The organism is Xanthomonas chitinilytica (assembly GCF_026107455.2).
GTDB lineage: Bacteria > Pseudomonadota > Gammaproteobacteria > Xanthomonadales > Xanthomonadaceae > Stenotrophomonas > Stenotrophomonas chitinilytica.
Genome location: NZ_JAPCHY010000004.1, coordinates 155,736 through 172,459, shown reverse-complemented (window position 1 = coordinate 172,459; position 16,724 = coordinate 155,736). Strand labels below are relative to the sequence as shown.

Genomic DNA, 16,724 nt, shown 5'->3' with positions numbered 1-16,724 from the left:
GACATGCCGCCGTTCCTGTCGTCGTACCGGCGCCCGCCCGCGGTTTCCCGCACATCGCCGGTCACCCGCGGGTGCCTCAGAAGTTGTAGCGCAGCGACACGTACCAGTTGCGCGGCAGGCCGTAATAGGCAGTCTGGATGTTGCCGACGCTGGCGAACTCCTGGCCCTCGGTCTTGTACTGCTTGTCGGTCAGGTTGCGCACGCCGGCACGCACCTGCCAGGCCAGCTGCGGCGAATCCCACACGCCGTAGGCGCCGACCAGGGTGTAGGCGTCCTGGCTCAGCACCTCGCGGTTGTCCACCGACAACCAGGTGTCGCCGCGGTAGGAGACGTCGCCGCCCAGGGTCAGGCTGCCGCTGTGGCCCAGCGAGAACACGTGCTGCAGGGCCACGCGGGCGGTCCAGTCCGGCGAGAACGGCACGTGGTCGTGGTTCACGTTCGGATCGAAGCCTGGATAGGACGGATCCAGACGGAAGTCCTCGAAGCGGTCGTACTTGGCGTCCATCCAGCCGATCTGGCCGCTCAGCGTGGTGGCATCGCCCAGCATGGCCACGCCGTCCAGCTCGATGCCCTTGATCACCATCTCGGCGGCATTGAGCACCGGGAAGGTGCCCACGTCCTGCGACACGCGCGCCTGGAAATCGCTGTACTTGCTGTAGAACGCCGCCGCGCTGCCGCGGAAGCGCCGGTCGGACGAACTTCCCTTCAGGCCCAGCTCATAGGTCCAGACGTATTCCGGATCGAACTTGGCATGCTCGGTGTCGTACACGGTGTTGGCGCGGCCGTTGAAGCCGCCGGACTTGAAGCCGCGGTTGGCCGACACGTAGCCCATCAGGTTGTCGCCGAAAGCCTTCTGCAGGCTGACCGACGGCGTCACCGCGGTCCAGTCTGCCTTGGCGCTGAAGGCAACGGTTTCATTCAGCGCTGCCAGCGCCGGCCCCCAGAAGGTGCTGGTGCTGCGGTCGTACTCCTTCTTGTCCTTGGTCCAGCGCACACCGGCGGCCAGCGTCCAGGTCGGCACGAACTCCCAGTTCATGTGGGCGAAGGCGGCGGTGCTGGTGGTGCTCAGGTCGTCGTCGATGGTGCGCAGGAAATCGATCGGCGTACCGGCCAGCGCGAACAGGTCGTCGGCATAGGCTTCCTGGTAGGACGGCACGTTCTCCTTCATGTAGTACGCGCCGAAGGTCAGGTGCAGGTTGCTGCCGTTGTCGTAGTGCAGTTGCAGTTCCTGGCTGCGCTGGTCCTGGTCCAGCGCCACCAGCACGTCGCCCAGCTCGTATTCGGAAGCGTCGATGTCGATGTACGACTCGGTCTTGAGCTTGCGGTAGGAGGTGATGCTCTTGAGCTGCCACTGCTCGTCGATGTCCCATTCCATCGCCAGCGAGGCGCCGGAATGCTTCAGGTACTGGCCTTCGCCGTTCTCGAACGAGGTCCGTGCGCGGCGGTTCCATTCGCCGGTCTCGCCCGGCTTGAGCACCACCGAGCCCAGCACCAGGTCGGTCTGGCGCAGATCGGCCACCGGCCGGCCCAGGGTCGGCGCCGCATCCTGTTTGGTGGTGTCCGCGCTCAGGGTGGCGCGGAAGTTGTCGGTCGGACTGAACGCCATCTTGAAGCGCAGCGCTTCGGTGTCGTCATCGTTGTAGTGCTTGCCGGTATCGGCATCGCGCACGTAGCCGTCGTTGGTGATCTTGGCGCCGGCGATGCTGGCGGCGATGGTATCGCTCAGCTTGCCGCTGACGTAGAAGCGCCCCTCCAGCCGGCCATAGTCGCCGGCGGTCACTTCCACCGCACCGCCTTCGTTGTCGAACGGATTCTTGGTGGTCAGCTTGATCGCGCCGCCGGTGGAGTTCTTGCCGTACAGCGTGCCCTGCGGGCCGCGCAGCACTTCCAGCTGCTGGATGTCGAACAGCGAGAACAGCGCGCCGTTGATGCGCGAGTAGTAGACGTCGTCGACGTACATGCCCACGCCGGGGTCGAAGGTCTGCAGCGCGTCGGGCTGGCCGATGCCGCGGATGAACACGTTGACGCTGTTGGCCGAACCGCGGCCCTGGGCGATGTTCATGTTCGGCACCGCGCCCTGCAACCCCTCCACGTTGCTGGCCTGCAGGTCCTTGATCTGCTCCTCGCCGAAGGCGCTCACCGCCACCGGCACGTCCTGGATCGATTCGCTGCGGCGCCGCGCGGTGACCGTGACCTGGTCCAGCGTGGTGGCCTGGTTGCCGGCGGCGGGTGCGGCCTGCGGCGGTTGCTGCGACCACGCCAGCGATGCCGGCGCCAGCAGTACGCAACCGATGGCCATGCTCAGGTACTTGCGCTTCATTGGTCTCCCCTCCTCCCGGGTATGACGGGGCAGCAAACGGATGCCGCCCATGCTGCGCAAGGTAGCCGGCGCGCCGACCGGCTCGTATCGTCCATTCGTACAGTGGGCCGGGGCCGCGGCCCTGCAGATACTCGACGGCAACTTGTATGGCGGGGAGCCGTGGATGTCGTTCCTGATCGTGTTGGCGGCCCTGTGCTTCCTGATGTTCGTGGCCTACCGCGGCTACAGCGTGATCCTGTTCGCCCCGGTCGCGGCGCTGGGCGCGGTGCTGCTGACCGACCCGTCGCTGGTGCAGCCGATGTTCACCGGCCTGTTCATGGACAAGATGGTCGGCTTCCTCAAGCTGTACTTCCCGGTGTTCCTGCTGGGCGCGGTGTTCGGCAAGGTCATCGAGATCTCCGGCTTCTCCAAGTCGATAGTGACCGCCACCATCAGGCTGGTCGGTGCGCAGCGCGCGATGCTGTCGATCGTGCTGGTCTGCGCGCTGCTCACCTACGGCGGCGTGTCGCTGTTCGTGGTGGTGTTCGCGGTGTATCCGTTCGCCGCCGAGCTGTTCCGCCAGAGCGAGATTCCCAAGCGGCTGATCCCCGGCACCATCGCGCTGGGCGCCTTCACCTTCACCATGGACGCGCTGCCGGGCACGCCGCAGATCCAGAACATCATCCCCACCTCGTTCTTCGGCACCACCAGCTGGGCGGCGCCGTGGCTGGGCGTGATCGGCACGGTAGTGATCCTGGTGCTGGGCATGAGCTACCTGGAATGGCGCCGCCGCGCCGCCGCGCGCGCCGGCGAAGGCTATGCCGGCAACGCCGAGCTGCGCAACGAGCCGGAAGCGTTCCGCGGCGACCGGCTCACCCATCCGCTGATCGCAGTGCTGCCGCTGGTGCTGGTGGGCGTGTCCAACTACCTGTTCACCCGCTGGATTCCCGGCTTCTACGGCGAGACCCAATCGTTCGTGCCGGCGGTGATCGGCAACCCGGCACCGGTGGTGCAGGAAGTATCGAAGATGGCCGCGATCTGGGCGGTGCAGGGCGCGCTGCTGGTCGGCATCCTGACCGTGCTGGCGTTCGCCTGGAAACCGGTCTACACCAGCTTCGCCGAAGGCACCCGGACCGCCATCGGCGGCGCCATGCTGGCCTCGATGAACACCGCCTCCGAATACGGCTTCGGCGCCGTGATCGCCGCCCTGCCCGGCTTCCTGGTGGTGGCCAACGCGCTGGGCTCGATTCCCAACCCGCTGATCAACGAGGCGGTATCGGTCACCGCCATGGCCGGCATCACCGGTTCGGCCTCCGGCGGCATGAGCATCGCGCTGGCGGCGATGGCCGACAGCTTCATCGCCAACGCCAACGCCGCCGGCATCCCGATGGACGTGCTGCATCGGGTGGCATCGATGGCCTCCGGCGGCATGGACACCCTGCCGCACAACGGCGCGGTCATCACCGTGCTGGCGGTCACCGGGCTGACCCATCGCCAGTCCTACAAGGACATCTTCGCCATCACCATCATCAAGACCCTGGCGGTGTTCGCGATCATCGGCGTGTACTACGCCACCGGGCTGGTCTGAGGGGCATCGCCGGCAATCGCCGCGTCGTGGGCATGACCGCGGCGCGGCGTTTCCCGAGACGGGTGGCCGGTCTTCGGCCGATCTCGTCCCCCGCTCCGGGGTTGCCCGTACACGCAGGCCCGGCGGCACCGGCGCGCGACAGGCCGCACGATCCTGCCGGTCGCAGGATCGGTGCTCCCATGGACGGCAGGCATTGAAGGATTCGCCGGACAGCAGGAAATCCGCACGGAAACCAGGCACGGCACGATCCCGCCCGGCGCATCCATCGCATCACCGCGTGAAACCGGCTGGCGTCATCGCCGTAACAGGCGCGCCCACGCCGCCGGCAACTCAGGGACGCGAACGGACGCTCGCCGTCGCCACCCCGGGCTGCCCGCAGTCCAGCAGTTGCGAGCGCTGCAGCCAGTCCGGGTCCGGGTAGTAGGCGAATACCAGCGTGCCCTCGCGCAGGCTGTCGATCAGCGGCCGCGCGACCGCCGGCCGTACCGCCGGGCAGCCCAGGCTGCGGCCCAGCCGCCCCTGCAGGCGCGCTGCGGCCGGGTTCACGTACGGGGCGCCGTGGATCACGATGGCGCGCTCGCGGGCGCGGTCGTTGAAGCCCGGCTCCAGCCCGCGCAGGCGCAACGAATAGCCGTTGCCGCCGGCATAGGTCTCCTGCGCGACGAAGGCGCCCAGGCTGGACATGTAGCTGCCTTCGCGGTTCGAGAAGCGGTTGGTCATGTTCTCGCCGCTGTTGCGGCCATGCGCCACCCATTCCTCGAACAGCAGCCGCTGCCGGTCCAGGTCGAACACCCACAGCCGCGGTTCGGTCGAGGGGCGCGAATAGTCGATCACGCCCAGGCGCTGCGGATCGAGTCCCGGCTCGCGGCGCTGCAGCGCGCAGGACATCGCCCGGGCGGCCAGCGCCAGCACCTGCCGGTCGGCCGCCGGCGCTGCGCGGGCCAGCCGCTCGGCCAGGCCCTCGCCCGGCGCGGATGGCACAGGCGCAAGCCCGGCCGCGGGCGTCGACGCCCCCTGCGCGGCGACGGCCGGCACCAGCAGCAGGCCGAGCATCAGCAGGCGGGGGCGGGACAACAGCGGCTTCATGGCAACGGCATGTTCGGGACGAGGATCATTGAATGGGGGCAGGTGCTTCCGATTCCAACAATGGCTGCAGCCCCTGATCCCCGGTCGAAGGCCGCACCGCCGGCAGGCTGGTGACCAGCAGGGTCGTGCCCGGCACCAGCACGTCGTACATCCGGCGGGCGAAGTCGACCGGCAACTCCACCGGCAGCGACGGCTGCGCCAGCAGGTCGGGGATCACGCTCGAGGTGGCGTCGCCCAGCATCGGATAGGCGGTCCAGCGATGCCGCCGGCGCTGCGGATCCAGCAGGCTGGGCGCCTCGTCCAGCCCCTCGCCCATCACGAACAGCGTGGTGCCGTCGAATGCAGGCAGGTTCCTGACGTTCATCCGCGACTCGCCGATCGGCACGCCGTCGCGCAGCACGTAGATGCGCTGGTCGTGGATGCTGACCAGCACGCTCACCTGCCCCTGCGGGGCCAGGCTGTCGTCCCAGTAATGGTCCGGCGCGTCGGGAACGGCGACCAGCGGCTGCCCACTCGCGGTGACCGGCGCCAGCACCGCCGGATACACCAGCGTGGTCGGCGAACTCTTGGCATCGGCCACCACCACCGTATCGCCGCGCCGGGTCTCGGCGAACAGCTTCTGCGCGAACGCCTGCGGCAGGCGCACGCAGCCGTGCGAGGCCGGATACCCCGGCAGCGACCCGCCATGCAGCGCGATCCCGTCCCAGGTCAGCCGCTGCATGTAGGGCATCGGCGCGTTGTTGTAGAGGTTGGAGCGGTGATCCTTGTTCTTCTGCAGGATCGTGAACACGCCGGTCGGGGTCTCGTGCCCGGCCTTGCCGGAGCTGATCGTCGACATGCCGATGGCGATGCCGTTGCGATAGACGTAGGCGCGCTGCTCGTCCAGGCTGACCACCAGCACGATGGGACCGGCCGGCGAGATTTCCGGGTGCCAGAGGAATTCACCCGGCGCCAGATCCAGCGGACCACGCGGCACCGGCGCTTCCTGTGCCGCCGACGGAGCCAGCACCGCACAGGCGACCACCAGCAGCAGCCCCCGCCATCCCCATCCCGCCATGCGCTTCACCCTGTTCGATTCCGGCCCTGGTCCCGCCCAGCCTAGCGCACTGCCTGCACGGCCATCATCACCGCAGACTCCCGCCGGCGCCGCCACCCGCAGCGCAACCGACGCCACGCAGGATCGGCCTTGCAGCCGCCGGGCCCGGGCGGATGGAATGCCGGCCGGATACGCATTCGCCAACCTGTGCCTGCCCGGCACCCAAGCCGGGATGGTTGCTGCCGTCCCGACGGCCCGCACCAGCGGGGCAACGGCTTCACCGCCGCAGATCCGGAACCCCCAAAAAACGATCGCCCGGCTGCACCTCCTGTGCAACACCGGGCGATCGTTACATCCCTGTCAGCATCCTGCTTTTCTTCGGCGTCCTGCCCTACGGATTCCGGCCCGTGCGTCCTGCAACCGGCCGTATACCTTCGCGTCCGTTCCGCTCAGCGTCTTTCCACCGGTTTCGGGGCCGCCGCCGTGGCAGCCTTCTTGGCAGGGGCCGTCCCGGCACCCACCTCGATCAGGTCACGATTCCGTTCGACCGTTTTCAAACCGATCCCCTTCACCAGTGCCAGTTCCTCGGCACTCCTGAAAGGTCCGTTGGCCTGTCGGTAATCGACGATCGCCTGGGCCTTGGAAGACCCCACGTTCACCAACACCCGGTCCAGCTCCACCGCATCGGCGGTATTGATGTCGACCTTGTCCGCGGCAAGCGCGGAACCGGTCAGCAAAAGAGCCAGGACCAGCGACTTCAGCGTCACGGTGAAAAACTTCATGGCTACACTCCTTGTGGCTTGGGAAGAGACTTCGCCGACATCCTCGTCGACCGGGTCAGTGTCCCGCGCCACATGCAGACAAGCCTATCGTCCACACGCTCCTCACACAGCCGGTAAACAGCCCGACCCGTTGTAGGAAAAACCCTACCCCCTGCCCGGGCGTAGAATGGGCGGTCTAGACCCTGCAACCGGAGTTTTTCAGATGGACAGCGCGAAAATCGGCCAATTCCTCAGCGACAAGTGGGACAACGACATCGTCCCGCAGCTGGTCGACTACATCCGCATCCCCAACAAGTCGCCGATGTTCGACGCCGACTGGGTCGCCAACGGCTACATGGACCAGGCGGTGGCGCTGATGGAGAACTGGGCCCGCGCCCAGAAGATCCCCGGGCTGCAGGTGGAAGTGGTGCGACTGGAAGGCCGTACCCCGCTGATCTTCCTGGAAATTCCGGCCAGCGGCGCGGAAACCGGCGACGACACCGTGCTGCTGTACGGCCACCTGGACAAGCAGCCGGAAATGACCGGTTGGGACGAGGACCTGGGCCCGTGGGTCCCGGTGCTGCGCGGCGACAAGCTGTACGGCCGCGGCGGCGCCGACGACGGCTACGCCATCTTCGGTTCGCTGGCCGCCATCCAGGCGCTGCAGGAGCAGGGCCTGCCGCATGCGCGCTGCGTGATCCTGATCGAGGCCTGCGAGGAATCCGGCAGCTACGACCTGCCGGCCTACGTCGACCATCTGGCCGAGCGCATCGGCAAGCCGTCGCTGGTGGTGTGCCTGGATTCGGGCTGCGCCAACTACGACCAGCTGTGGTGCACCACCTCGCTGCGCGGCCTGGCCGGCGGCAACTTCACCGTCAAGGTGCTGGAGGAAGGCGTGCATTCGGGCGACGCCTCCGGCGTGGTGCCGTCCAGCTTCCGCCTGCTGCGCCAGCTGCTGTCGCGGATCGAGGACGAGAACACCGGCCGCATCCTGCTCGACGGGCTGCACGTGGAAATCCCGGAAGAGCGCCTGCAGCAGGCCAAACGCGCCGCCGAGGTGGTCGATACCGCGATCTTCGACAAGTTCCCGCTGGTCGACGGGCTCAAGCCGATGAACGAGGACCTGACCGAGCTGGTGCTCAACCGCACCTGGCGCCCGGCGCTGTCGGTGACCGGCATCGGCGGCATGCCGTCGCTGGAATCGGCCGGCAACGTGCTGCGCCCGGAGACCGCGGTGAAGCTGTCGCTGCGACTGCCGCCGCTGGCCGACGGCAAGCGGTGCGGCGAACTGCTGAAGGAAGCATTGCTGCGCGATCCGCCGAACGGCGCGCAGGTGACGCTGGAGCTGGAGAAGGCCTCCACCGGCTGGAACGCACCGGCGATGGCGCCGTGGCTGGAGAAGGCCATCGACGACGCCAGCCAGGCGTTCTTCGGCAAGCCGGCGATGTACATGGGCGAAGGCGGCTCGATCCCGTTCATGGGCATGCTGGGCGAGAAGTTCCCCGGCGCGCAGTTCATGATCACCGGCGTGCTCGGCCCGCACTCCAACGCGCACGGCCCCAACGAGTTCCTGCACATCCCGATGGGCAAGCGCGTCACCGCCTGCGTGTCCAAGGTGGTCAGCGAGCATTACGCCGCCAGCCTGCGCGGCGAGACCAGCGGCTCGCCGGTGGCCGCCGACAGCGGCACCCGCCACGGCGGCCACGGCTGCTGCTGACAGACCTGCAAGCCGGGAACGCGCACATGACAACCGACGACAAGGCCAAGGGGCCGGCTTCCTACTTTCCTTCCATCGAGAAGGCCTACGGCAAGCCGGTCGCCCACTGGTTCGCGGTTCTCGATGCCATCGGGGACGGCAGGCACATGGAGCAGGTGGCCATCCTCAAGGAGCGGCACGGGATCGGCCACGGCCACGCCAACGCGCTGGTGGCCTACCACCGGGCGCAACGGCAGGCCTGAACCTGAGCGATGACGGACGCGGCCTGGCCTTGCTAGGCTGCGTCCTTTCCTTGCCGTGGAGGAACGAATGAGCGGACTGTTCGGCAGCGACAGCTGGCTGTACATCATCCTGGTCGGCTTCGTGGTCGGCCTGCTCGGGCGCTTCTTCATGCCCGGCAACAACCGCATGGGCTGCCTGCTGACCATCGTGCTGGGCATCGTCGGCGCCCTGGTCGCCGGCTGGTTCGGCCAGTACATGGGCTGGTACGCACGGGGACAGCCGGCCGGCTTCATCGGCGCCGTCCTCGGTGCGGTGGCAGTCCTGGCCGTGCTGCGGCTGGTCAGCGGCGGCAAGCGCTGAACCCTTCCCTTCCGCTTTCCGCCGTGCCGCCCGCGCGGCCCTTCGAAGTGCGCTGTCGATGACCCTCGAAACCGATCCCGACCGCCCCCGCGCGCAGCAGCGGCTGCAGTGGGCGCGCGATGCCCTCGGCGATGCCGGCGCCACCCTGGAGCGCGCCTCGGTCGATGCCGGCTTCCGCAGCTACTGGCGCACGCGCGGCACGGGCGACAGCGCGATCGTCATGGATTCGCCGCCGGACAAGGAAGACGTGCGGCCCTGGCTGCGCATCCGCGACCTGCTCGAACAGGCCGGGGTGCGGGTGCCGCGGGTGCTGGCCCGCGACGTCGATGCCGGCCTGCTGCTACTCGAGGACCTGGGCGGCCCGACGCTGGCGCAGGTCATCGACGACGGCAACGCCGACGAGTGGTTCGACGCGGCCATCGGCCAGTTGCTCAGGCTGCAGCGAACGCCGCTTCCGGCCGGCAGCGGCGAGTTCGGCGAGGCGCTGCTGCAGCGCGATGCCGGGCTGTTCGAGGAATGGTTCCTGCGCCGCCATCTCGGCCTGCAGCTGGACTGCGGCGAACGGGAACAACTGGAGCTGGCGCAGCGGCGGCTGATGGACAACGCCCTGGCGCAGGCCCGGGTGCCGGTGCACCGCGACTTCATGCCGCGCAACCTGATGCCGGTAGCCGATGGCCCGGCGGTGCTGGACTTCCAGGACACGGTGAGCGGCCCGGTGGCCTACGACGCGGTCAGCCTGTTCAAGGATGCGTTCCTGAGCTGGCCGCTGGCGCGCGTCGACGGCTGGCTGGCGCGCTACCACGCCCGCGCGCGCGATGCCGGCATTCCGGTACCGGCGCTGCAGGTCTTCCTGCGCGATGCCGACTGGATGGGCATCCAGCGCCACCTGAAGATCCTGGGCATCTTCGCGCGGCTGCACTACCGCGACGGCAAGACCCGTTACCTGCCCGATGCCCCGCGCTTCATCGCCTTCCTCGACGAAGTGCTGCCGCGCCATCCGCAGCTGCAGGGACTGCAATCGCTGTTGCAGCAGCGCATCAAGCCGGCCATGGCGCGCCTGGCGGCGGAGCGGAACGCATGAAGGCACTGATCTTCGCCGCCGGGCTGGGCGAGCGCATGCGCCCGCTCACCGACCACACCCCCAAGCCCTTGCTCGCCGTCGGCGGCAAACCGCTGATCGTCTGGCATCTGGAAAGGTTGGCCGCGATCGGCGTGCGCGACGTGGTCGTCAACACCTCGTGGCTGGCGGAAAGCTTCCCACAGGCGCTGGGCGACGGTTCGCGCTGGGGCCTACGCCTGCATTATTCGTACGAAGGCGGCACGCCGCTGGAAACCGGCGGCGGCATGCTGCATGCCCTGCCCCTGCTCGGCGAGCAGCCATTCATCGCGGTCAATGGCGACATCTGGTGCGACTTCGATTTCGCCGCCCTGCCCGCCGAGCCCGAGGGCGACGCCCATCTGGTGCTGGTGGACAACCCCGAACACCACCCGGCCGGCGATTTCGCGCTGGGCCAGGACGGCCGCGTCGCCGACCGCGATGGCCGTACGCGGACGCTGACCTTTTCCGGCATCGGCGTCTATCGCCCCGCCCTGCTGGCACGCTGGCGCCAGGTCATCGGCGATGCGGCCGGCACGGACCAGGACCCACCGCGCTTCAAGCTGGCGCCGCTGCTGCGCGATGCGATGGCGCGCGGACAGGTCCGCGGCGAGCACCATCGCGGCGCATGGACCGACGTCGGCACGCCGGAACGGCTGCGCCAGCTCGACGCGCAACTGCACGCTCCGCCGTTGTAGGAGCGACGCTGGGTGGCCTCGGGCCATCAGTCGCGAGGGCTTTCCTGGGATTCCCTGAGAGAGGAGCCTTTCCTGGTGAAGCTCCATCGCGACTGATGGCCCGAGGCCACCCAGCGTCGCTCCTGCAGACTTCGCTCCTGCGAAGAGCGGGCGGCTCAGCCCTCGCCCAGCACCCGGCGCAGGAACGGCACGGTGATGCGCCGCTGCGCGGCCAGCGACTCGCGGTCCAGCCGGTCCAGCAGCGCCACCAGGTTGCCCAGCTCGCGCCCGGTGCGGGTCAGCAACCATTCGATCGCGGCTTCGTCCAGCGCCAGCCCGCGCCGCTGCGCGCGCTCGCGCAGCACCGCGCCGCGCCCGGCGTCGTCGAGCGGGTCCAGCATCACCCGCCCGCATTGCGACAGCCGCGACTTCAGGTCCGGCAGCACCAGCCCCAGCGCCTCCGGCACCGCCCGCGCGGTGTAGAGCAGCGTCACCCCGGCGGCACGGGCGCGGTTGTGGAAGTCGAACAGCGCCACCTCGTCCTCGCGCCGCCCGGCGATGGCTTCCAGCCCGTCCAGCGTGATGACGTCGCGCCCTTCCAGCGCTTCCAGCGCATCGCGCAGGCGGCCGGCGGCCGCGGCCAGCGGCAGGTATGCCGCGGCCCGCCCGGCGTGCTCGGCGGCCGCGCACAAGGCCAAGGCCAGGTGGGTCTTGCCGGTACCGGCCGGTCCGCTCAGGTACACCCATTCGGTCGCCTCGCCGCTGGCCAGGGCCTGCAGCTGCGCCAGCACGCCCGCGGGGGCACCGATGAAACTCTCCAATCGCTGGTCCGGCGGATAGCGCAGGGCCAGCGGCAACTGCGGCACGCTCACTTCGGTTCGACGTCCTTCGGCGGTACGGCAAGATCGACGGAGCGGTCGATGTACGGGTCGAGCACGATCGCCGGGCTGGCGCCGGCATACAGCTCGCTCTGGCGGTAGCGCTCGTGCGCATAGCGCAACAGCACGTTGATCACCGCCGCGGCCGGCAGCGCCAGCAGCATGCCGAGGAAACCGAACAGCTGACCACCGGCCATCACCGCGAAGATCACCGCCACCGGATGCAGGCCGATCTTGTCGCCGACGATACGCGGGGTCAGCACGTAGCTTTCCAGCAGCTGGCCGACGGTGAACACCACGCCCACCAGCGCCAGCAGCTTGAGGTCGAAGCCCTGCGACTGCACCAGCGCTGCCAGCACCGCCATCACCACGCCGGTGGTGGCGCCCAGGTAGGGAATGAAGCTGATGATGCCGGCGATCAGGCCGATCAGCAGGCCCAGGTTGAGCCCCACCAGCGACAGGCCGGCGGCATACACCACGCCCAGCGCGATCATCACCGCGATCTGGCCGCGGATGAAGGCGCCCAGCACGGCGTTGGACTCCTGCGCCAGCCGCGACACCGTGGCGACATGGTTGCGCGGGATCAGCGAGGCTACCCGCTCGACCAGCTTGTCCCAGTCGCGCAGGAAGTAGAAGGTCAGGATCGGCAGCAGCACGATGTTGACCACCCACGCCACCATCGCGAACCCGGAACGCGACAGGTAGCCGAAGAAGGTGGTGGCCACGCCGCCGGCCTGCTGCCAGTGGCTGCGGATCCACTCGACCAGCCGCGCCGGATCCAGCCAGCTCATCAGCTCCAGCCCGGTCTTCTGCTCCACCCACGGGATCGCCGTGCTTATCAGCCACTGCTGCCCCTGCGGCAGCGCCGCCACCAGGGTGACGATCTGGCGCTCGATCATCGGCACCAGGATCAGCAGCGCCAGCGCCAGCAGCAGCACCATCAGCACGAACACCAGGATGACCGCGGTATTGCGCGAGCGGCCGGCCGCCTCCAGCCGGTCCACCAGCGGGTCGCCCAGCCAGGCCAGCATCAGCGCCAGCACGAACGGGGTCAGGATCGGCGCCAGCAGCCACACCACCCACAACCCGGCCACGGCCAGCGCCGCCCACTTCAGGCGACGCAGGAACAGCGCGATTTCCATCTCGGGGGAACTGATCATCGGATCCGGTACTCGGCACGGGTGGTTTCGGGAACGGCCACTGGCTCGCCTTCCAGCAGCGGCGCGGCGGGTGCGACCACCGGCATCAGCGCCGCGTCCTGGCCGAGCATGCGGTTGAAACCGGGCAGGCCGGTCATCAGTTCCAGATCCAGCTCCAGCGTGTCGCCGGCCGCGCGCACCGGCACGATCGAGCGGACCACCGCGATGCCCTGCAGCGTGGATGCCAGCCGCAGGTAGTCGTCGGCGTTGTAGAGGCCGCTGACCACGATCCGGTAGACGCCGTGGGCGCCGACCGCCCCGGCCTTGGCATAGCGCTTGACCAGCGCGTCGGCGGCACCGTCGGCGCCGCCGGCCATGGTCCGGCGCGCATCGGTCTCGCGGGTGCTCCAGCGCGACAGTTCGCGGCCGCCGTCGACGAACACCCAGTCGGCGACCCAGCCACCGCCTGGTGCCCGGTACAGCTTGCCGACCAGTTGCATCGGCGGCGAATAGCGCGCCGAGGCGCGGGCCACCGCCGCGATGTCCTGGCGCCAGATCGCGCCGACCAGCGCCTGCTCGGCGGCGCCGCCCGTGGGCAGGCCCAGCCGGAAGCCGCGCTCGACCGCGCGGTCCAGCAATGGCCGCGCCGCGTTGGATTGCTGCACGCTGACCAGCCGCGGGCCGCTGCCGTCGTCGATGGCCAGCCACACCACCGGCTTGGGCCGCGGCTGCGGCCATACCGGCAGCCCCAGCGCCGCCGCCAGGCCGTCCACGTCCTCGGCGCGGAAACGCGCCACCAGCATGGTCCGGAAGCTCGGCGCGCCGGTGGCCGAGGTGCCCTGGTCCTGGCGGTAGTCGTAGCTTTCCACGTAGTCCCTGGCGTTGCGCAGCGCCTGCGGCACGCCCGGGCGGGTCAGCGCGCTGCGGTCGCCCGACAGCTTGCCCAGCACGCTGCCCAGCGCCCGCGCCAGCGCACCGTTGCGGTCGGCCTCGCTCTGGCTGTTGACCGGCACCTCCGCCTCGTAGGTACCGCTGGCGCTGGCGACATCGCCCTCGGTGCGCAATCCGGACTGGGCCAGCACCGCCGTGGCCGGCAGGCACAGCGCGAGAAACAGGAGTAAGGCCAGGCTGCGACGCATTGAAGATTCCATTGCTCGACGGTTCCAGGGGGAATTGTTGCCCGAATGCGACCTGGGCGCCAACGTGGCCTGTTAAAATCGCCAGTTCACTCCGCCAGTGCAGCCGCCCGTGACCAGCCCCCCGTCCTCCGCCAACACTCCCCTGACCTACCGCGACGCCGGTGTCGACATCGACGCGGGCAACGAACTGGTCGAGCGCATCAAGCCACTGGTCAAGCGCAGCTTCCGCCCCGAGGTGATGGGCGGGCTGGGAGGTTTCGGCGCGTTGTTCGACCTGTCCGGCAAGTACCGCGAGCCGGTGCTGGTCTCGGGCACCGATGGCGTCGGCACCAAGCTCAAGCTGGCCCAGCAGCTGGGCCGCCACGACACCATCGGCATCGACCTGGTGGCCATGTGCGTCAACGATGTGCTGGTGCAGGGCGCCGAGCCGCTGTTCTTCCTGGATTACTTCGCCACCGGCAAGCTCGACGTGGATACCGCCGCGGCGGTGGTCGGCGGGATCGCCAACGGCTGCACCGAGGCCGGTTGCGCGCTGATCGGCGGCGAAACCGCGGAAATGCCGGACATGTACGCCCCCGGCGAATACGACCTGGCCGGCTTCACCGTGGCCGCGGTGGAAAAGAGCGAGCTGCTGGACGGCTCGGCGGTGCGCGAGGGCGACGTGCTGGTCGGCATCGCCTCCTCCGGCCCGCATTCCAACGGCTATTCGCTGATCCGCCGCATCTACGACCGTGCCGGCCGCCCGGCCGAGCTGGAACTGGAAGACGGCGTGAAGCTGGTCGACGCGCTGATGGCGCCGACCCGGCTGTACGTCAAGCCGATCCTGTCGCTGCTGAAGTCGCACGGCGCGGCGATCCATGGCATGGCGCACATCACCGGCGGCGGCCTGACCGAGAACATCATCCGCGTGGTGCCCGACGGCCTGGGCCTGGACATCCGCGCCGGCAGCTGGCCGCTGCCGCCGGTGTTCCAGTGGCTGCAGCGCGAAGGCGCGGTGGCCGATGCCGAGATGTGGCGCACCTTCAACTGCGGCATCGGTTTCGTGCTGGCGCTGCAACCCGACCAGGTCGATGCGGTCGGCGCGGCCCTCGACACGCTGGGGCTGCCGCACTGGCGGATCGGCGAGGTCGTCGCCGCGGGCGACGGCGAACGCGTCCGCATCGGCTGATCCGGGCCCGCTCATGGAAGACACCCACCCTGCCGTACCCGCACCGCCGGCGCCCACGGCGGAAGACCTGCAGCAGCTGCGGCTGCTGTCGGTATTCCACTACGTGCTGGCCGGCGTCACCGCGGTGTTCTCGCTGTTCCCGCTGCTGCACCTGTTCATGGGGCTGGCCATCGTCACCGGCCACATACCGATGGAAAGCGACGCGCCCGGCGCCCCGGATCCGGCGCTGTTCGGCTGGTTCTTCGTGGCGTTCGCCGCCTTCTTCATCCTCTGCGGGCTGATCCTGGCCGGCTTCATGGCCTATGCCGGGCGCTGCATCGCCCAGCGCCGCCGGCACCTGCTGTGCCTGGTGGTGGCCGGTATTTCCTGCATGTTCATGCCGTTCGGCACCGTGCTGGGCGTGTTCACGCTGGTCGTGCTGCTGCGCCCCTCGGTCAAAGTCGCCTTCACCTCTCCCTGACCGCCCCTGCCGATGAGCTCCCTGCCCCCGCCGCTACCGTCGCCGTCGCCCGCTTCGGCCTTGCCCCTCGCGCAATCGCGGCTGGGCACCCTGTCCACGCTGTTCTGGATCTGGGGCGGCCTGCAGCTGCTGGTGATCGGCTTCATCGGCCTGGTCGCGCTGGTGGGCTACCAGGCCGAGGCCGCCAACGATTTTTCCGATCCCAACGCCAGATTCGCGTTCGCGCTGCTCGGCTTGGCCGGCGGCTTTTCACTGCTGCTGATGACGCTCAACGTCCTGGCCGCGATCAGCCTGCGGCAGGCGCGCAGGCCGCTGCTGTGCCAGGTGGCTGCGGGCCTGGCCTGCCTGAGCATCCCGTTCGGCACCGCGCTGGGGATCTTCACCCTGATCACCCTGCAGCGGCCGGAGGTACGGGCCCTGTTCCAGGGGGACGGTGTCCGGGCATGAGCGCACGCATCGCGGTGCTGGCCTCGGGCCGCGGCAGCAACCTGCAGGCACTGCTGGAAGCCATCGACGATGGTCGGCTGGAGGCGCGGATCGTCGGCGTGCTGTCGGACCGGCCGCAGGCCGAAGCGCTGCTGAAGGTGCCGCCGGCAGCGCGCTGGGCGGCCTCGCCGCGCGATCACGCCGATCGCGACGCCTTCGATGCCGCGCTGGGCGATGCCCTGGCGGCCTTGCAACCGGACTGGATCGTCTGCGCCGGCTACATGCGCATCCTCGGCGCCGCGTTCGTGCAGCGCTTCGCCGGGCGCCTGGTCAACATCCACCCGTCGCTGCTGCCCAAATACCGGGGCCTGAATACCCACGCCCGCGCGATCGAAGCCGGCGATGCCGAACACGGCGCCAGCGTGCACTTCGTGGTGCCGGAGCTGGACGCCGGCACGGTGATCGCGCAGGCACGGGTCCCGGTACTGGCCGGCGACACCCCCGAATCGCTGGCACGACGGGTGCTGGCCGCCGAGCATCCGCTGCTGGTCGCCAGTGTCCGGTTGCTGCTGTCCGGACGGGTAACTGAATGCGCCGGTCAGGTTCGGCTGGATGGTCAGCCCCTGTTTGGCCCACTGCACCTAGATTGCGCCGGAACGCTGGCCCACTGAA

Annotated in this window: 17 protein-coding genes; 10 read left to right on the top strand and 7 right to left on the bottom strand. The window is 69.2% G+C overall.

Annotated elements, in window-relative coordinates; all coding sequences use genetic code 11:
• Nucleotides 1-76 precede the first annotated feature (76 nt).
• The gene (locus tag OK345_RS06635; RefSeq protein WP_265127133.1) at nt 77-2,320 is read right to left on the bottom strand and encodes a TonB-dependent receptor; all 2,244 of its coding nucleotides are present in this window, start codon (nt 2,318-2,320) and stop codon (nt 77-79) included.
• Nucleotides 2,321-2,483: 163 nt separating this feature from the next.
• Between OK345_RS06635 and OK345_RS06630 the strand changes: the two genes are divergently transcribed.
• Nucleotides 2,484-3,887, top strand: a complete 1,404-nt coding sequence (locus OK345_RS06630) for a GntP family permease (protein ID WP_265154782.1) — start codon at nt 2,484-2,486, stop codon at nt 3,885-3,887.
• Between the two features lie 330 nt (nt 3,888-4,217).
• Here OK345_RS06630 and OK345_RS06625 read toward each other — a convergent pair whose 3' ends face one another.
• The 3 genes from OK345_RS06625 to OK345_RS06615 form a co-directional block, all read right to left on the bottom strand.
• Nucleotides 4,218-4,940 carry a murein L,D-transpeptidase catalytic domain family protein gene (locus OK345_RS06625; RefSeq protein ID WP_265127314.1) on the bottom strand — a complete coding sequence of 241 codons (723 nt, stop codon included), beginning with the start codon at nt 4,938-4,940 and terminating at the stop codon, nt 4,218-4,220.
• Between the two features lie 58 nt (nt 4,941-4,998).
• Nucleotides 4,999-6,030, bottom strand: coding sequence for a L,D-transpeptidase (locus OK345_RS06620; RefSeq protein ID WP_265127131.1), 1,032 nt, complete (start codon nt 6,028-6,030; stop codon nt 4,999-5,001).
• 428 nt (nt 6,031-6,458) lie between these two features.
• Complete coding sequence (locus OK345_RS06615) at nt 6,459-6,791, bottom strand: ComEA family DNA-binding protein (protein ID WP_265127130.1); 333 nt, start codon at nt 6,789-6,791, stop codon at nt 6,459-6,461.
• A gap of 202 nt (nt 6,792-6,993) precedes the next feature.
• On the opposite strand from OK345_RS06615, the gene OK345_RS06610 reads away from it, so the two are divergent.
• From OK345_RS06610 to murU, 5 genes are all read left to right on the top strand, one after another.
• Entirely contained in the window at nt 6,994-8,487 is a 1,494-nt protein-coding gene (locus tag OK345_RS06610) for a M20 family metallopeptidase (protein WP_265127129.1), read from the top strand.
• A gap of 26 nt (nt 8,488-8,513) precedes the next feature.
• On the top strand, nt 8,514-8,729 hold the full coding sequence (locus OK345_RS06605; RefSeq protein WP_265127128.1) for a DUF4287 domain-containing protein: 216 nt from the start codon (nt 8,514-8,516) through the stop codon (nt 8,727-8,729).
• Nucleotides 8,730-8,796: 67 nt separating this feature from the next.
• Nucleotides 8,797-9,069, top strand: a complete 273-nt coding sequence (locus tag OK345_RS06600) for a GlsB/YeaQ/YmgE family stress response membrane protein (RefSeq protein ID WP_265127127.1) — start codon at nt 8,797-8,799, stop codon at nt 9,067-9,069.
• 58 nt (nt 9,070-9,127) lie between these two features.
• The gene (locus OK345_RS06595; RefSeq protein ID WP_265127126.1) at nt 9,128-10,150 is read left to right on the top strand and encodes an aminoglycoside phosphotransferase family protein; all 1,023 of its coding nucleotides are present in this window, start codon (nt 9,128-9,130) and stop codon (nt 10,148-10,150) included.
• The gene (gene murU / locus OK345_RS06590; protein WP_265127125.1) at nt 10,147-10,863 is read left to right on the top strand and encodes an N-acetylmuramate alpha-1-phosphate uridylyltransferase MurU; all 717 of its coding nucleotides are present in this window, start codon (nt 10,147-10,149) and stop codon (nt 10,861-10,863) included. The genes OK345_RS06595 and murU overlap by 4 nt, the downstream gene beginning before the upstream one ends.
• Before the next feature lie 155 nt (nt 10,864-11,018).
• Here the strand turns inward: murU and hda are convergent, their stop codons facing one another.
• The 3 genes from hda to OK345_RS06575 are packed head-to-tail and all read right to left on the bottom strand — an operon-like array spanning nt 11,019 to nt 14,010.
• A complete protein-coding gene (hda, locus tag OK345_RS06585) occupies nt 11,019-11,714 on the bottom strand; it encodes a DnaA regulatory inactivator Hda (RefSeq protein WP_265127124.1) in 696 nt (231 codons plus the stop codon).
• On the bottom strand, nt 11,711-12,880 hold the full coding sequence (locus OK345_RS06580; RefSeq protein ID WP_265127123.1) for an AI-2E family transporter: 1,170 nt from the start codon (nt 12,878-12,880) through the stop codon (nt 11,711-11,713). Before OK345_RS06580 ends, hda begins: the two co-directional genes overlap by 4 nt.
• Entirely contained in the window at nt 12,877-14,010 is a 1,134-nt protein-coding gene (locus tag OK345_RS06575) for a DUF2066 domain-containing protein (RefSeq protein ID WP_265127122.1), read from the bottom strand. Before OK345_RS06575 ends, OK345_RS06580 begins: the two co-directional genes overlap by 4 nt.
• A gap of 97 nt (nt 14,011-14,107) precedes the next feature.
• On the opposite strand from OK345_RS06575, the gene purM reads away from it, so the two are divergent.
• Genes purM through purN form a run of 4 tightly spaced genes read left to right on the top strand, consistent with a single transcriptional unit; the run spans nt 14,108 to nt 16,723 of the window.
• Complete coding sequence (purM, locus tag OK345_RS06570) at nt 14,108-15,166, top strand: phosphoribosylformylglycinamidine cyclo-ligase (protein ID WP_265154789.1); 1,059 nt, start codon at nt 14,108-14,110, stop codon at nt 15,164-15,166.
• A gap of 13 nt (nt 15,167-15,179) precedes the next feature.
• Nucleotides 15,180-15,626 (top strand): hypothetical protein, encoded by a 447-nt coding sequence (locus OK345_RS06565; protein WP_265127120.1) that lies wholly within the window; start codon nt 15,180-15,182, stop codon nt 15,624-15,626.
• 60 nt (nt 15,627-15,686) lie between these two features.
• Entirely contained in the window at nt 15,687-16,073 is a 387-nt protein-coding gene (locus OK345_RS06560) for a hypothetical protein (protein ID WP_265127119.1), read from the top strand.
• The gene (purN, locus tag OK345_RS06555; RefSeq protein WP_265127118.1) at nt 16,070-16,723 is read left to right on the top strand and encodes a phosphoribosylglycinamide formyltransferase; all 654 of its coding nucleotides are present in this window, start codon (nt 16,070-16,072) and stop codon (nt 16,721-16,723) included. Before OK345_RS06560 ends, purN begins: the two co-directional genes overlap by 4 nt.
• The last annotated feature ends 1 nt before the right edge of the window (nt 16,724 follow it).

Coding starts and splice junctions, on each gene's coding strand:
- OK345_RS06635 (WP_265127133.1), bottom strand. CDS start 2,320: ATGAAGCGCAAGTACCTGAGCATGGCCATCGGTTGCGTACTGCTGGCG.
- OK345_RS06630 (WP_265154782.1), top strand. CDS start 2,484: ATGTCGTTCCTGATCGTGTTGGCGGCCCTGTGCTTCCTGATGTTCGTG.
- OK345_RS06625 (WP_265127314.1), bottom strand. CDS start 4,940: ATGCTCGGCCTGCTGCTGGTGCCGGCCGTCGCCGCGCAGGGGGCGTCG.
- OK345_RS06620 (WP_265127131.1), bottom strand. CDS start 6,030: ATGGCGGGATGGGGATGGCGGGGGCTGCTGCTGGTGGTCGCCTGTGCG.
- OK345_RS06615 (WP_265127130.1), bottom strand. CDS start 6,791: ATGAAGTTTTTCACCGTGACGCTGAAGTCGCTGGTCCTGGCTCTTTTG.
- OK345_RS06610 (WP_265127129.1), top strand. CDS start 6,994: ATGGACAGCGCGAAAATCGGCCAATTCCTCAGCGACAAGTGGGACAAC.
- OK345_RS06605 (WP_265127128.1), top strand. CDS start 8,514: ATGACAACCGACGACAAGGCCAAGGGGCCGGCTTCCTACTTTCCTTCC.
- OK345_RS06600 (WP_265127127.1), top strand. CDS start 8,797: ATGAGCGGACTGTTCGGCAGCGACAGCTGGCTGTACATCATCCTGGTC.
- OK345_RS06595 (WP_265127126.1), top strand. CDS start 9,128: ATGACCCTCGAAACCGATCCCGACCGCCCCCGCGCGCAGCAGCGGCTG.
- murU (WP_265127125.1), top strand. CDS start 10,147: ATGAAGGCACTGATCTTCGCCGCCGGGCTGGGCGAGCGCATGCGCCCG.
- OK345_RS06580 (WP_265127123.1), bottom strand. CDS start 12,880: ATGATCAGTTCCCCCGAGATGGAAATCGCGCTGTTCCTGCGTCGCCTG.
- OK345_RS06575 (WP_265127122.1), bottom strand. CDS start 14,010: ATGGAATCTTCAATGCGTCGCAGCCTGGCCTTACTCCTGTTTCTCGCG.
- OK345_RS06565 (WP_265127120.1), top strand. CDS start 15,180: ATGGAAGACACCCACCCTGCCGTACCCGCACCGCCGGCGCCCACGGCG.
- purN (WP_265127118.1), top strand. CDS start 16,070: ATGAGCGCACGCATCGCGGTGCTGGCCTCGGGCCGCGGCAGCAACCTG.